Source organism: Paenibacillus sp. J22TS3 (genome assembly GCF_018403205.1).
Taxonomy (GTDB): domain Bacteria; phylum Bacillota; class Bacilli; order Paenibacillales; family Paenibacillaceae; genus Fontibacillus; species Fontibacillus tuaregi.
In genome coordinates this window covers 184640-200133 of record NZ_BOSF01000003.1, presented here as the reverse complement: position 1 = coordinate 200133, position 15494 = coordinate 184640, and the positions used below count along the sequence as shown (strand labels likewise).

General features: G+C 50.8%; 14 protein-coding genes. 6 read left to right on the top strand and 8 right to left on the bottom strand.

Going from position 1 to position 15494, the window contains the following annotated elements:
• Positions 1-20: 20 nt before the first annotated feature.
• Both KJS63_RS10615 and KJS63_RS10610 read left to right on the top strand, forming a co-directional pair.
• Positions 21-1244: an MFS transporter gene (locus KJS63_RS10615; RefSeq protein ID WP_213619568.1), complete on the top strand. Its 1224-nt coding sequence runs from the start codon at positions 21-23 to the stop codon at positions 1242-1244.
• A gap of 50 nt (positions 1245-1294) precedes the next feature.
• Entirely contained in the window at positions 1295-1801 is a 507-nt protein-coding gene (locus tag KJS63_RS10610) for a GNAT family N-acetyltransferase (protein WP_213619110.1), read from the top strand.
• A 94-nt stretch (positions 1802-1895) separates the two neighbouring features.
• On the opposite strand, the gene KJS63_RS10605 is transcribed toward KJS63_RS10610, so the two are convergent.
• Entirely contained in the window at positions 1896-2369 is a 474-nt protein-coding gene (locus KJS63_RS10605; protein WP_213619109.1) for a low molecular weight protein-tyrosine-phosphatase, read from the bottom strand.
• Between the two features lie 477 nt (positions 2370-2846).
• On the opposite strand from KJS63_RS10605, the gene KJS63_RS10600 reads away from it, so the two are divergent.
• Together KJS63_RS10600 and KJS63_RS10595 are read left to right on the top strand one after the other, a co-directional pair.
• The gene (locus tag KJS63_RS10600) at positions 2847-4541 is read left to right on the top strand and encodes a glutamine--tRNA ligase/YqeY domain fusion protein (protein WP_244862566.1); all 1695 of its coding nucleotides are present in this window, start codon (positions 2847-2849) and stop codon (positions 4539-4541) included.
• A gap of 237 nt (positions 4542-4778) precedes the next feature.
• A complete protein-coding gene (locus KJS63_RS10595) occupies positions 4779-5381 on the top strand; it encodes a nitroreductase family protein (RefSeq protein WP_213619106.1) in 603 nt (200 codons plus the stop codon).
• Positions 5382-5653: 272 nt separating this feature from the next.
• On the opposite strand, the gene KJS63_RS10590 is transcribed toward KJS63_RS10595, so the two are convergent.
• Both KJS63_RS10590 and KJS63_RS10585 read right to left on the bottom strand, forming a co-directional pair.
• Complete coding sequence (locus KJS63_RS10590) at positions 5654-6631, bottom strand: LacI family DNA-binding transcriptional regulator (RefSeq protein ID WP_213619104.1); 978 nt, start codon at positions 6629-6631, stop codon at positions 5654-5656.
• Positions 6632-6811: 180 nt separating this feature from the next.
• A complete protein-coding gene (locus KJS63_RS10585) occupies positions 6812-8026 on the bottom strand; it encodes an MFS transporter (protein ID WP_213619102.1) in 1215 nt (404 codons plus the stop codon).
• Positions 8027-8192: 166 nt separating this feature from the next.
• Here KJS63_RS10585 and mobA point away from each other — a divergent pair, with 166 nt between their 5' ends.
• Together mobA and KJS63_RS10575 are read left to right on the top strand one after the other, a co-directional pair.
• Positions 8193-8846, top strand: coding sequence for a molybdenum cofactor guanylyltransferase (gene mobA / locus KJS63_RS10580; protein WP_213619101.1), 654 nt, complete (start codon positions 8193-8195; stop codon positions 8844-8846).
• A 230-nt stretch (positions 8847-9076) separates the two neighbouring features.
• The gene (locus KJS63_RS10575) at positions 9077-9766 is read left to right on the top strand and encodes a TorD/DmsD family molecular chaperone (protein ID WP_213619099.1); all 690 of its coding nucleotides are present in this window, start codon (positions 9077-9079) and stop codon (positions 9764-9766) included.
• 73 nt (positions 9767-9839) lie between these two features.
• On the opposite strand, the gene KJS63_RS10570 is transcribed toward KJS63_RS10575, so the two are convergent.
• The 5 genes from KJS63_RS10570 to KJS63_RS10550 all read right to left on the bottom strand — a co-directional run bounded on the left by KJS63_RS10570 (position 9840) and on the right by KJS63_RS10550 (position 15485).
• Positions 9840-13160, bottom strand: a complete 3321-nt coding sequence (locus tag KJS63_RS10570; protein ID WP_213619097.1) for an efflux RND transporter permease subunit — start codon at positions 13158-13160, stop codon at positions 9840-9842.
• A 42-nt stretch (positions 13161-13202) separates the two neighbouring features.
• Positions 13203-14144 (bottom strand): TetR/AcrR family transcriptional regulator, encoded by a 942-nt coding sequence (locus tag KJS63_RS10565; RefSeq protein WP_213619096.1) that lies wholly within the window; start codon positions 14142-14144, stop codon positions 13203-13205.
• 81 nt (positions 14145-14225) lie between these two features.
• On the bottom strand, positions 14226-14540 hold the full coding sequence (locus tag KJS63_RS10560; protein WP_280520805.1) for a DMT family transporter: 315 nt from the start codon (positions 14538-14540) through the stop codon (positions 14226-14228).
• Positions 14540-14878, bottom strand: a complete 339-nt coding sequence (locus KJS63_RS10555; protein ID WP_213619094.1) for a DMT family transporter — start codon at positions 14876-14878, stop codon at positions 14540-14542. Before KJS63_RS10555 ends, KJS63_RS10560 begins: the two co-directional genes overlap by 1 nt.
• A 25-nt stretch (positions 14879-14903) precedes the next feature.
• Positions 14904-15485, bottom strand: coding sequence for a TetR/AcrR family transcriptional regulator (locus tag KJS63_RS10550; protein ID WP_213619093.1), 582 nt, complete (start codon positions 15483-15485; stop codon positions 14904-14906).
• Positions 15486-15494 lie beyond the last annotated feature (9 nt).

Below are 15494 nucleotides of genomic sequence, written 5' to 3'. Positions count from 1 at the left end.
AAGATAGGGGCGCAGACATGATGAGATGGTTACAGAATTACCCGAAGGAAGTGAAAGTCTTTCTCTTGGCCAGTCTGGTGAACGCCGCCGGAAGTGCGCTAATGTGGCCTTTGATTACGATGTACATTTTCAAAGAGCTTGGAAGGAGCATGACGGACGCAGGGCTGGTAATCCTGGTGCAGTCCCTGGGAGGGATTGCCGGGCAGGTATTTGGTGGAGCACTGTATTACCGGGTCGGAGTTAAACAGCTAATCGTGGGTTCTCTTGTGCTGAATGCGGCGGCATTGGTTCTTCTGCCGTTCACAAGCCAGAACTTTACCTTGTTCATGTTTCTAATGCTCATGGTTGGTTTTTGCAACGCGCTGTCTATGCCAGCGATTCAGGCCTTTGTCGGCTTCAGGTTTGCGGACCGGCGGGGAGAGCTATTCAACATTATTTATGTGGCCAACAATATTGGTGTTGCCCTGGGCACATCGCTGAGCGGGGTGCTGGCACAAATCTCCTATAATCTGAGTTTTGTTATGAATGGGCTGACATCGCTTGTTTTTGCCGGATTCTTCTATGCTTATTTAAGCAAGATTCAGAAGGCGCCGGGCGGGCTTCATCTGGAGAAACGCAGCACTTCCCACACAGATCAAGGGACGGGAGACCTGATCCGGCGCTATCCCGTGTACTTCTTCATGGGCATGGGCTCCCTGTTCATATGGCTTGGAAATAGCATCTGGAACAATGGGGTCGCCCCGTTTACGATTTCCAAGGGGATGCCAGAATGGAATTACAGTATTCTATGGACCCTTAACGGCATTCTAATCTTCGCGGGTCAACCATTCATAAGTTGGCTGAAAAAGACACTGGCCGGCACACCGCAGGCCCAGATGACGGCAAGCGCCGTCTTTTACATGCTGGGTTATGCCAGTATCCTCAGCCTTCAATCCTACCCGGTGCTGGTGCTGGCCATGGTGCTGACCACCTTTGGCGAAATGCTCATCTCCCCGGCCATTCCGGCCTTCATTTCGGATCATACCGGCAAGGCAGCGCCCTTCTATTTGGGCCTGGTAGGTGGGATGGGGGTGGCTGGCAGGGTCATCGGCCCATACGCTATGGGGGTGCTTTACGATGAAGGAGGGCTTGGCCCGGTCGCCTGGCTGTCTGTGATCATAGCCGCACTTTCGGTAGGCTCCTTCGCTGTTCATGCCGCACTTAACCGGGAAGAGAGGCGTGGGGATATCCGGCCTGGGTTCTAGGTGGCAAAAGGCACAATTATACCAATGTCAGTCTAAAGTGGAGGCACATTATGATGAGTTTAAAGCAAACGGTGGTCCGCATCTCTGAACTGCGTGATGCGGCCCAGCTGATTGAAATCGACAAGCTGGTATGGAATCCTAAGACAACGCCAGCGGTCATTCATCCTGTGTCCAGGGAGGATTTCCTTCAGAACAATCCGCCAGGATCACAGCTTGTTGCCGTGATGGGAGATGCTGTATGCGGATACCTGGGCTTCTCCTGCCCGACACCTTTGGAGAGTAACCGGCATGTGTACGAAATTAACATCGCGGTTCATCCTTCCTGCCAACGGCTCGGGGTTGGCCGGGCACTGATGGAGGGGATGAAGAGATATGCAGCGGAGCAGGGCAAGCGCAAGCTTTGTCTGCGGGTTTTGGCAACCAATGAGAACGCGCTGGAGTTCTACCGGAGTTGCGGGTTTATAGAACAGGGGAGACTGGTGGAAGAGTTTTATTTAGACGGGCGTTATGTGGACGATATTTTGCTCTGGCTTCCGGTTCAAGGGGACAAGCAGTGAACGCGGAACTGGAAATAAGGGACATCCCAGCAGGTCATAATTGGCCTCAGGAGGTGTCCCTTTGTTGTAGTCGTTATATTCGTTTGTTGGTGGTTCAGCCGAGATTGTGCTGCTTTTTGATATGTTCGAGCAGAGATGCAAGCCCCTTGCTCAGCAGGTCATAGGTTTCCTCGAAGTCTCCGGTGTAATAAGGGTCCGGCACATCCTTCTTGGCCAAATCTTCTCTGAAGTCCAGCAGACGGAACGTCTTCTCGGCCCCTTGACCGTCTGAGACAGCCAGGATATTGCTGATGTTGCTCTCATCCATCCCGATGATGTAGTCGAAGGACTCTATATCCCCGCTTGTTATCTGTCTGCCCAGGAGCCCGTCGGAGCTAATCCGGTACTTGTCCAGAATACCCAAGGTGCCTTTATGCGGTGGCTTGCCAATGTGCCAATCTCCTGTCGCAGCACTATCAATCTCAAACTTCGCCTCCAAGCCTTCCTTCTTGACCAGATCCCTGAACATGGCTTCTGCCATGGGGGATCTGCAAATATTACCGAGGCACACGAAAAGAACCTTAATCATATTTCCCATCCTCTTTGTCTAAAGTAATCAATCTATTCGCACGGGATATCACCCACGGGCGGTATACACAACACTATACCAGAGTTCTAATTTAATGTGGAACTAGAGTGATGCGGCATCTTGTGCTCATGAGAAAGTCCGGGAAGGTAACTGTTAAAGCAATCAGAGGAAGTGGAGAAATCAACTGCTGTTACAGGTTTCCCTGCAGCGGCCTCTGCCGCTCAGGGATGAAGAGAATATCAGGAGATTCGACACGAAGCTGCGACAGTGGGCGTGGCTTGCGATGTCCATGTCGCAAATCTCCTCCACGAAGGTATCCGTGAAGAATGCGGATGCCTTCTTTTGCCTATAAGGGGGTGTTTAAGCATTGATCTATTGTGAACTTATCGGTATATTTATAAGAAGAAAAAAATGGGGAACCTAATGAGTATCAAGGCTTTAGACAGAGATGAACCCAGACGGAAAGGTGGAGATACTGTGTCCCACAATGCGAGCACACCTCCGAATTTTATAAAGAACATTATTACTGAAGATTTGGAAAGCGGAAAGGTAAAAGAAGTGGTGACCCGCTTTCCTCCAGAGCCGAATGGCTACCTGCATATCGGACATGCGAAAGCGATCTGGATTAACTTTACCCTGGCAGACGAGTTCGGCGGACGGACAAATCTCCGCTTTGACGATACGAATCCGGCTAAGGAAGATGTCGAATACGTCAATTCCATCAAGGAAGATGTGAAGTGGCTCGGTTTTGACTGGGAGGAGCTCCGTTTCGCGTCGGATTATTTCGAAGAAATGTACGAGCGTGCGGTCCTTCTGATTAAGAAGGGCAAGGCCTATGTGGATGACCTTAGTGCAGACGAGATTCGCGAGAGACGGGGTACACTTACAGAACCTGGTACAGACAGCCCTTACCGCAACCGTACGGTAGAGGAGAATCTTGATCTCTTCACCCGCATGCGGGCAGGTGAATTTAAGAACGGGGAGAAGGTGCTCCGCGCCAAGATTGACATGGCATCCCCGAATATTAATCTGCGTGATCCGGTCATCTATAGAATTGCCCATGCCACTCACCATAACACAGGTGACACTTGGTGCATCTATCCGATGTACGCTTATGCCCATCCGCTTGAGGACGCGATTGAAGGGGTTACCCATTCCCTGTGTACGATCGAGTTCGAGGATCAGAGGCCATTCTACGACTGGGTGATTGCGGAGACAGAGATGCCTCACACGCCGCATCAGTATGAGTTCGGGCGGCTTAATCTGGCAGGAGCGGTAACGAGCAAGCGGAAGCTCAAAATGCTTGTGGATGAAGGCATTGTGGATGGCTGGGACGATCCGCGTCTGCCGACCATATCGGGTCTGCGCCGGAGAGGATACACCCCGGACGCCATCAAGAGCTTTGTTTATGAAGCGGGAATTTCCAAGACTCAAGGTCTGGTCGACACAGCAATGCTCGATCACTTTATCCGGGAGGACCTGAAGCTTAAAGCACCCCGCTCGATGGCAGTGCTGCATCCTCTGAAGGTTGTGATCACCAACTATCCAGAAGATCAAACGGAAATGCTTGAAGCAGAGAACAATACGGAGAATCCGGAGATGGGCAATCGTCAGATTCCTTTTTCCCGGGAGCTGTATATCGAGCAGGACGACTTCATGGAGAACCCGCCGAGCAAATATTTCCGACTGTTCCCCGGCAATGAAGTCCGTTTGAAGCATGCTTATTTCATCAAATGCAATGATGTGATCAAGGATGAAGCGGGTAATGTGGTGGAGATTCATTGTACCTATGATCCGGAGACCAAGAGCGGCAGCGGATTCACCGGACGTAAAGTGAAAGGAACCATCCATTGGGTAGATGCCAAGCACGCAGTACCGGCCGAATTCCGTCTTTATGAATCTCTTATCCTGGATGCGGAGCAAGAGGAGACAGAGAACGGGGAGGCCCCGGAAGAGAAGACCTTCCTTGATCAAATCAATCCGAACTCGCTGACGGTAGTGCAGGGATTTGTGGAGCCCGGGCTAGCGGAAGCGAAGCCGCAGGACAAGTTCCAGTTCTTCCGGCATGGATACTTCAACGTGGACAACAAGCACTCCAAACCAGGTGCGCCGGTGTTTAACCTGATTGTATCTCTTAAAAGCTCATTCCAACTCCCTAAGAAAGCTGAATAGGATTTTAACCTCAAGAGCACATTTCACTAAGGTGGGATGTGCTCTTGGCTGTGTTATGAGACGAAATAATGGATGGAATGATGGCATAGAATCGGATAAATCGGGTAAATCTAGATTAGGCCCTTTTGATGAATTAAAAATTCGGGGATTTTTGGAAAAAATGAATTGCCATTCGTTAAAAATGTATGTTACAATTCAAAAGTAAATAACTAACCAAAAGAAGGTAGGTTGTTAAAAATGTCGAATACGTTTTTTGATGCGGTGAAAAACAGACGTAGTATTTATGCGCTCAGCAAAGAATCTCCTGTCTCTGATGAAAGAATAGAGGAAATTGTGAAGGAAGCGGTTAAGCACACGCCATCCTCATTCAACTCCCAAAGTGCACGTGTGGTTGTGCTGTTTGGTGAACAGCATGACAAGCTGTGGAATCATACTGAGGAAATTTTGCGTAAGATCGTAAATAACGAAGAAAACTTCAAAGCGACTGCGGAGAAAATGGCTTCTTTCCGTGCAGGGCATGGCACAGTTCTCTTCTTCGAGGATACCAATGTAATCGCGGGCTTGCAGCAGCAGTTCGCCGCTTATGCGGATAACTTCCCGATTTGGTCAGAGCAATCCTCCGGTATGCTTCAATTTGTTGTATGGACCGCGCTTGAGCAAGAAGGACTTGGAGCTTCCCTGCAGCATTACAACCCAATCATTGACGAAGCTGTTGCAGCAGAGTGGGGAATTCCTGAGAATTGGAAACTTAGAGCTCAAATGCCTTTCGGTAAGATTGCCGCACCTGCTGGTGAGAAGCAGTTCCAGCCGCTTGAAGATCGTGTGAAAGTGTTCAAATAAGAAGCCTGCGTGCTTCTTTTATATAGATGATCCTATAAAAAAGAACATCCTGTGCCCGCCTGCTGAAGATTCTGCTTCAGGGGAGGCTGCAGGATGTTCTTTTGTGTAGGGTAAGATATATGTTGGCAGAACGGCCCGAGTCTGGCTTGGCCTTAACCGATCTTAGCTGAGAGGACGAGTGATTCTGAAGAAGCGAAGCATCCGCCTTTGTCTCCGAATTTCCCCACTGGATATCTAGTTCAAGGATTTCGGTAATGGCCCTAGGCCAATAGTCAAGCTGTTGACCGCTCTATTAATTTGAAAGAGATTTCCTTGGTCAAGGGACCGCTGGAGCGGCCGCTGATGAGCTCATCAGCGATCTGCAAGGCGCTTGCCCCCATGGTGTAGATTCCATTATCCATAGTCGTAATGTCCAGAACCTCGGCTATAGGCTGGTTGTCAAAGCTGATAAAGGCGAGGTCCTGGGGAACCTGGATTCCCTGTCTCCCGGCCTCAACCAGAATTCCGGCAGCAACCTGATCACAGGTGACGACCAAAGCGCTTGGCCGCTCGGGCTGCTCCAGCATCCTGCGCACTAGAAGCACTCCATCTTCAATATCCATACATTGATCGTAAATCCACTGTGGATTCACCGGGATGTCGAACTCCTTATGGATATCGCAATAAGCTTCATATCGGCGGCTGCTGCTGGGACCCTCCAGGCGGCCGATGGAGTAACCAATAGATTTGTAGCCTTTGTTCCACAGATAGCGGATGCCTTCCTGGAAGCAAAGGTAATGATTCAGGAAGACTGAGGATAATGGACGGTCTCCAGTGTCCTCGCACAGCACGATCGGACCGTATTGTCGGTAAGCTTCGATATGGTCTAGTGGCAAGGACCGGGAGCAGATAATTGCCCCGTCGATCTGTTTGTTCCTCAGCATGTCCAGCATCCGCTGCTCTTCCTCCGGTTGATATCCGGTTTGAGAGACCATCAACTGGTAGCCTGATTTCAAAGCTTCCTCGGCAATTCCCTCCATCATCACACCGAAATAGGTATGATTGATCATGGGCAGCACAATACCTATGATTTGGGTCCGGCCTTTCAGCAGATGAACGGCATTAATATTACGGGAATAGTTCAGCCGTTCTATCGTTTCAAGCACAGCCCTGCGTTTGTCGTCCTTAACGTAAGGGTGATTGTTGAGAACCCGGGATACGGTAGCGACGGATACACCGGCTGTTTTGGCGATTTCCTTAATATTAGCCATGGGATCACCTCGGTATAAGCCAGAATATTTTTCAACAGGACATAGATAACCTCTTGCTCTGAAATGCGTTTCATACTTTACACTGATTACGAGATGACCGATATTCATCTCTACGCGAAGACAATCCACAATAGACCGGCGTAACCTTGTTTGGGCGTGACGGTACAGTGGATTGTTTTGTTATTCTTTTCGAAAAATTACCGGAGTATATCCGTGTCTATACAGCCGATAACCCATGATGCCGAATCCAAGCGAGCCGCCCAAAGTCATCATCATGCTGATCTTGTACATGGTTATGGCCCCGAAATATTGATACAGCCAGCCGCCGAATATTCCGGCTATCAGTCCGGAGACGCCGCCTAGCATCAGGGTGAATACAGCCTGGCCTGATGAGCGGTAGGGACGGGGCAGAAACAGATTGGTAAGCTGGATTCCGACATAGAAGAAACCGCCAAGGGTTACGGTATGCAGAGCCTGAATCCCCACAATCTCTACGGGGGTGGTAACTTCGGTCATCAGAAGCCAGCGCAGCGACAGCACGAGGCTGACGAGGAACAGGCAGACCATAAGATGGGTGATCTTTCGCTTCATATATCTGCGAAGCAGAATGAGCACACCCACTTCAAATATTGTTGAAATGAACACAGCCAGTCCGACATACAGCTTCGATCCGCCGAGGTCGGTCACGAAAAAGGGCATGAACAGGGCGTTCATGGAATTAGGCACGGCCACGAGCATGCACAGGAACACAAAGGACATAAAATACTTGTTGTGCATCGACCGGGTGAATTCCCAGTAGTTGAGCCAGGGTGTGTCTGGAGCCTTCTGAAGCGGCGGCAGCAGCAAGGTGGCTATAATCGCAAGCAGAAGTATGGCCGTAAATAGAACGATCAGGCTGATTGGACCCGCCGCATCGAGAGACGCCCCTGTGAGAACAGCTATAAATGCCCATCCGATTGAACCCCAAGTCCGGAATGACTCGAATTTCCGTCCCGCATGCTCAGTATAACATAAGGTCAGCGTGTTGCTCTGGGACAAGAGGGGCGTTTGAAAGAAGAAGAATAGGAGCATAGCCAGGTACAGCATCTGATACGTTTCAACACGGTATATCAAATAAGCGATTAACACAAGTCCGGACATCATAAGCAGAAGGACAAATTTGGTGTTCTGCTGGCGGTCGTTGCAGTACTTCCAGAATGGATTCGCTGCAAGGGACACGAGCGGCCCGAAAGCAAGCAGTAATCCAATCTCAAGCTTGTTCATTCCCGCTTCCTGTAAATATAATTGGAAGAAGGCGGAGAATATGGCCATTGCACCAAAAACGAAAAAATTAATCAGCTCCAAAGGAAGCAATGAGGTCACATTTGTTATTGCAGGCTTACGCAAAGGCGCCATTCCTTTCTGGCATGCATCTACATGCAGCCTGAACTCGGGTAACTCAGACAAATGGTCGCTAAGTAAATTAATTCGGGTAAGTTCAATGTATCATGTGATGGAAAGGGATACAAACCATGTTTTTTCGGATTTACTTAATTATGGCACCAAGAGAGGGGAATCATTCATGGAAGTCACAGCGATTGTGATTGCCGGCGGTCTCTCCAGCCGGATGGGTCAGAATAAGGCACTGCTCCCTCTGGCAGGGATTCCGCTTATTGAAAGACTGGTTCGATCTTTGGAGCAAATTGCTCCGAGAGTTGTTATCGTGGCGAATGATGGAGCTCCTTACAGCTATCTTCATAAAGAGGTAGTTCCCGATATCTATTCCCTGGCTGGACCCCTTGCCGGCCTACACGCAGGACTGGCCGCTTCAGGAACTGAGTGGAATCTGGTTACAGCTTGTGATATGCCGTTTATTAACGCTGCTGTTGGTCAGCGTCTCATTGACGAGGCAGAAAGGCATTCTAACGTCAGCAGAGGCCAGGAAGAGGAACTGGAAGCGGTGATTCCCTTAACATCATCTGGCGTACTGCCGCTGCTGTCCATGTACAAGCGTACCGTACTAGCAAGCCTGGAGACTGCGCTTCAGGAAAAGGAATTACGCTTGGTTCCATGGACCAAATCTCTTCAAGCAGCCTATATCCCGGCCCAATTACTGTGCGAGGGTACGGGGACTGATGAGGAGCTGCTGAGCTTTAATATGAACCGCCCTGGTGACTATGAAGAGGCCAGCCGCCGCTATACATCTTGGCTGGGGAGAGACTTTGATCGCCATTAAAGTGTATAAGTTAACACAGGAATAGAATCAGGCAGGGCATCAAAATGTTTCCGGAGAAACTAAAATTTTCGTAAGAAAATGGGTCTCATAGGTGTTCACGGTTATGTCAATTTTATATGTGAATGCGCTCACATATCCAGGAAAGACTTGGCTATAATAAAGGTGAAGAGACGTCGTCGGTCAGGGGGAGACGGTATCTCTACCTGGAATTATATAGGAGCTGACTGAAAATGATTACGACCGTGTTCGAGGATGGCGTGACTGCGAATGAGGAGCAGCTGCTCTGGCTTGAACGAAGGGGCTGGGTTTACCAGCTGCTGGTTGATTTTCTGGGGCGTGAGCCGCGCCTGTCGCTGATTGCCCAATACCGGCGTGAAGCGGCGCTCAAGGGTCCGGTGATTTCAAGTGAAGGCGGCCGGATGCTGAAGGCTTATCTGGAAAGTATTGAAGAGGATAAGCTTCGGCAGGTATGCTATGACGAGGCGGAAGAATATACGCGATTGTTTGTGGGAAGCCCAGCGGTGCTGCCTTTCACAGAAGGTGGATTCCGGGCTAGGAAAGAAGGAATCCAGGTGATGTGGGAATCCTCTCAGCTGGGGACCGTCTATTGTGAATGTGGCGTGGTGTTCAACAAGCTGCACAATGAACGGGATGACCACATGGCCATTGAGCTTGAGTTCATGTCGGTACTGGCCGACCGGATGCTGGTTGCAGGCTGTGTGAGAAATAAATGCACAGAGCTTGCCGACATGCAGCTGTGGTTCATGGAATCCCATCTTATGAAGTGGGCGCCGGCCTTCGCTGAAGCGCTGCAAAGAGAGGCCCGTACTCCCCTTTATAAGGGCCTGGGTGTGCTGCTGTCTGAGTTCCTGAGCAAGGATCTTGAAATGCTGCGTGTCTGGAGAAGTGAGCTTAGTTAATTTCATGTATTCGTCTGTCCCCCCAATAAGAAAGAGAGTCCCCTGATCAGGGAACTCTCTTTTTTGCTTTTAATTATTTGGCCTGGGCTGCAGCCTTGTTGGATCTTCCGCCTCTGCGGATTTTCATCAGGAATTCGTACACCACCGGCACAATCACAAGGGTCAGCAGCGTGGAGCTGATCAGACCCCCGATTACGGTAATTCCGAGACCGCGTGAGATAATCCCCGCACTGTTCTCGAGACCGAATACCAGTGGGAGCAGGGCGCCAATCGTAGCCAGTGCTGTCATCAGAATCGGACGAAGACGGGTCGCACCGGCTTCCAGCAGTGCTTCGCGAGTGGAGAGGCCTTCGCGTTCTTTGTGAATCACCCGGTCGATCAAGACGATGGCATTGGTGACTACGATCCCGATCAGCATGAGCGCACCCATCAGCGAGGATACGTTCAGGGTCTCGCCGCCGATAAGCAGGGCGATCAAAGCACCAATCACTATGAACGGCAGTGAGAACAAAATGGCAAATGGTGCAAGTCCACCGCCAAAGGTGACAACGAGCACGAAATATACGATGGCAATGGCCGCTGCCATAGCCAGACCAAGCTGGGTGAACGTATCGTTAATTTGGGCGGTAACTCCGCCGAATTCAACCGTTACCCCATCCGGCTTGCTGTAAGCCTTGATTTTGTCCTCCAGCTGTTTGGAAGCCTTGCTGACATCGGTCGAAATAATGTCGGCATTGATCTGGATAACCATCTTACCATCAATTCGCATAATGGAATTCGGTGAGATGCCTTTCTCCACCTTGGCGACATCCTTAACGGCCACCTGCTTGCCGAGCGGAGATGTCAGCGTCTCATTTTCAATATCGGTCAAGCTCTTGTACGTCTTGGTGTCAGCGTCGATATAGACTTTATAGTCCTTGCCATCCACCTGAACTTCGGTTAAGACCGGACGTTCGCGCTGCGGGCTAAGCTTCATGGCGAGCTGCCCGGCAGTCAGTCCGAGGGAGCTAAGCTTCTCTTGGTCGGCTACCAGAGTGTACTGGTCATAGGCTTTGGAGAGACTGGAATCTCCTTTGTCAAAATTGGCCTTATCCTCGTTCACCCATTTCAGGATCTGGTCGGCTACCGGCTGAATTTGCTTGAGATTGTCTCCGTACACCTGAACAGCGAGCTTGCTTCCGCCCATACCGCCGCCGCTCATGCCGGACATTTCCTTCCAGGTGCCTTCAGGAACCTGGGTCTTTAAATCCTCAACTAGCTTCTTCTTCACATCCTCAAAATTGCTCGTGTCTTCCTTATAAATCACATAGAAGAGAGCTGAGTTGGAAGGCCCAGGGCTAAGCGGATTGGAGCCGCCGACGGAATACTGCATTTTGTCCAGATTCGGCTGCTTGAGAATAAATTTCTCTGCGGTCAGAGCGCGCTTCTCCACATCCTCACGGGTATCCCCAGGTGCTGGGGAATAGGTGACCATAGCATACTTCTCACTTTGTTCGGGCATAAAGCTGGTTCCGATGAATTTAGTCAGGAACAGACTGCCTACCAGCAGCAGCACCGCCAGACCGAAGGTAACAAATTTATGGTTCAGAGACCAGTTCAGCACCCGTTGATAACCGCGGGCCAGGCCACCCGGCTTCTCATCATGGTCGTGCGTCTTCTTGAGGCCGTTCTTGAACAGGGTATGGGCCAGTGCGGGTACCAGGGTTATGGCAACCAGCAGGGAGGCCAGCAGTGAGAAGACCATGGTGAGGGCGAACGGCATAAACAGTTCCCCAACCATACCGCTTACGAATGCCAGCGGCAGGAAGACAGCGATCGTCACGATGGTGGACGAAGCGATCGGTACGAACATTTCGCGTGTGGCTTCACGGATCAGCTCGCTGCCCTTAAGCTTCTCCCCAGTCAGGGACAGACGCCGATATATATTCTCAATGACAACGATCGAGTCATCGACAACCCGGCCAATCGCCACCGTCATGGCCCCCAGGGTCATCATGTTTAGCGTAATATTCATCTGCCGCAAGGCAAGCACCGCAATCAGCAGTGACAGAGGAATAGAAATGATCGAAATAATGGTTGAACGGAGATTGCGCAGGAAGATCAGGATAATGATGACTGCAAACAAAGCTCCGAACACAGCCTTGCTCAGCATTGTGTTTACGGAATCTTCAATAGGTTTGCCTTGATCCATAAGCACGGTGAAATCAACATCTTTGAATTCTGTCTTCAGGGATTCAACCCGGTCCTTCACTTGATTCACGACGTCTACCGTATTGGCATCATTGGATTTAACGATCTGGATGCCGAGAGATTCTTTCCCGTTCGTGCGGGAGATGGATTCCGCTTTCCCGATCACTTGGATGGAAGCCACATCAGACAGCTTCACGGTAGGAATCGAGGCAGGTACGCCTGCAGCGCCTTGTCCGGCAGCGATCTGGCTGGAGCCTGGAGCCGTGCCTTGAGCGGCAGTCCCGGCCTGCTGGCCTGCTGGAGTCCCAGCAGCCCCGGACGCCGTGCCTTGGCCGCCGGCAGGAGCCCCTGCTCCGCCCTGGGTCATACCCGCAGCGTTAGCACTGCCACCAGCGGCAGTCCCTGCAGCCCCTTGCTGACCTGCTGCGGCTCCCGCGGATTTGCCGGACGTTCCGCCTGGTACAAGCGGGATCGCTACATTCTTAAGATCCTGGACCGTGGTTACCGCACCGTCAACCACAACGGCTTTCTGGGATTTGTCCATTTCGAACAGACCCAGCGGCACACGGATCGCGGAAGCCTGTACGACTCCTTTTACCGTATCTTCAGTCAGTCCAAGCTCCTTCAGCTTGTCCTGGTTGAATTTCAATTGGACTTCCTTCACATATTGACCGGCAACCTGTACAGAAGCCACCCCGTCCAGCTTTTCCAAAGCCGGCTTGATGTCAGACTCGGCGGTACGGGTCAGATTCTCCAAGCTGCCGCCGGATTTGGCGCTCATGCTAAGTGAGATTACCGGCAGAGAGCTGAGACTGAATCTGGTGATCTGCGGCTTCTGGGCATCATCCGGCAGGGTTACGCGATTCAGCGCCTCCCGGACGGCCGCAGAGGCATTATCCAGGTTGGTGCCATAATCGAACTCCAGTGTGATGGAGGCTGCATTCTCCATTGAGGTGGAGGTGATGGTCTTAATGCCTTCAACATTTCTAAGACCGGTCTCCAGCGGTTTGGTAATATCATTCACCACATTCTCTGGTGCGGCTCCCGGATACACTGCAGAAATATTTAAGTAGGGCACATTGATGTTGGGAATGGTCTCCTGCTTCATGGTCAGACCACTGTAAAGTCCAGCCGCCACGACGATAATCGTCAGCAGCCATACGGCAAATTTGTTTCTGAGTGAGAAATTAATGATTCCTTTCATAATCTAAGTATGTGCTCCTCTCCATATGCTTCTCTCTTAACGTCACCCGTAATTAACAGGTATGGGTCTTGACTGTATATGTTGAAACAGAGCAGCCTCTAGTTCCTTGAACTGTTCTTCCATCTCAGAAATGTTTTTCAAATTCCGCATCATGCCGAGCAGGATGGCACGTCTAGGCTGAAGCTCAAGGAGCTCTTGTTCTAAGATCACCAGGGAATCCAGCGTTTCGTCCCTGCGGGGCTCCGGCAGATCCAGCCCTTTCAGTGTGATCTTCATCGCCTTGATGACTTGAAGGGGATGCGGGTTGGCTTGAATTGGGCCAAATCCATCATGAACCCACTGTTCAAGCAGCTCGGAAGAGAACAGCGGGACGGGGCGTTTGGCGAGCAGTCCCTCGGACAGCGCATCGAGCATAAACATAAAATGCCCGGACATTTGCTGGATCGTAATAGACAGCCTTGGATCAAACAGCAGACGGATATATGAGCCCAAGGAACCGTGTATGAACAGAGTCAAGTCAGCTGTATAGGGTTCAATTTCAGGCCCGTATACGTGAAGCAGCTTTGACTGGGCCCTCTTCAGCATACGTATGTTATTGTCCTTGACACACTGCGGTTCCATGTTCTTCTTGCCATGGGTAACCCATTCCTTAATCTGCATGAGCAGGAATTCGCGAAGCTCAAGAACCAAACTCAGCAGGGTCTCTAACTGCTTGCGCAGGTTTTCCTTGGGGGTCAGACCTTGCTCTTGATCTACCTGCACCAATTGCTCGTGCAGCATTTGGTAGCAGTAGGTGTAGATGCTCTGCTCAAGCTCTTCCTTGGATTTAAAATGCAGATACAGACTTCCCTTCGACATGCCGCAGTGTTCCGCAATTTCCTGCATGGAGGTGGCGGATGAGCCTTTGATGGAGAACAGCTCCATGGCTGTTCTGATGATGAACTTCTTCTTGTCAGCCGGCTTATCAGACAACGGCTTGTTCACTCCTTTCTGACCTCTTGGTTCTCTATGTGACCAATGGGTCAAAAAAATTATAATACATATGGGAGAGGAGATACAAATTTCCTACTGGATCACCTTGAGACCTATGGCTGAACCTAGAATAAGGGCGATGCAGAGCAGTCTGCGCCACTCCTTCGGCTCTTTGTACAGCAGCATCCCGACCAAAGCGCTTCCCACGGTTCCGATCCCGGTCCATACTGCGTAAGCTGTGCCCATAGGCAGCGTCTCCATGGCCAGAGCCAGCAGGGAGAAGCTGCACAGAAAGCCTGCCGCCAGCAGCAGGTAAGCGCTCAGATTGGCTCTGAGCGTAACCTGTTTGATTCCGATGACGCCAAACACCTCGCAACAGCCTGCCAAAACAAGAATAAGCCATGCCATTATGATCTCGCCTCCTCATGCTGGGTATCTGTAATCAGCTTCAGACCGACAACGCCTGCAAGGAGCATTGCAATCAGTATAGTCTTCACCCAGTTAAAGGGCTCCCCAAAGACAAGCATCTCGGTCAGAACCGTTCCCGCTGTGCCAATTCCGGTAAATACCGCATATACCGTACCCACCGGAAGCCGTCTTGAGGCTTCGATGATCAGCCAAAAGCTGGCGGCAATAGCCGCGGCCGTGCCGAGCCAGGCCTCCCAGGTATGCGCATGTTTGAGTCCGGTGACCCAGACCACCTCAATAATTCCCCCCAAAAGGACAAACAGCCAGTTTTTATTCATATATCATTTCTCCTTCGTATCCTATTCACATTGAAATGCCTTTCCAATAGACCGGCCATACCGCATCCAGCCGTTTGCGGGATCTTTCGGGATTCTCGTACAGCAGCTCCACCATAATTCCGTCCGCAAAGGTCATGAAGGCTACAGCCGCCTGGCGGATATCCGCAGTCACAAAGTTGCCGCGGCTGGATTCCTCCTTCAGCAGCCGGACCAGCCTGTTCTCAAGCGAGTCGAGAAACGGGTAAATCACTGCCATAACCTCTTCATAGACTGCATGAGGCGGGAAGAAGATCATTCGCAGGAGGAACTTTGTATCCCGGTTGCGCATGTACTCCTCTTGAAGCATCAGGAATAATCCGTGCAGCCTTTGTTCCAGCGGGGTGTCCATCTCCCGGAGGAAATAAGCTGTAATCCGGTGGCGGCCTTCTTTGAAGACCTGGCTGAGCACAGACATGAACAGTTCCTCTTTCCCTTTAAAATGGGCATAAATCGAGGGTTTCTTCATGCCTGCATCCTGTGCAATATGCTGAAGAGAAGCACCCTCATACCCATCCCTTGCGAAATGAAGCAGGGCCGCCTTCTGCAATTTTCGTTTGCCTTCCGTCATTTCTATCAC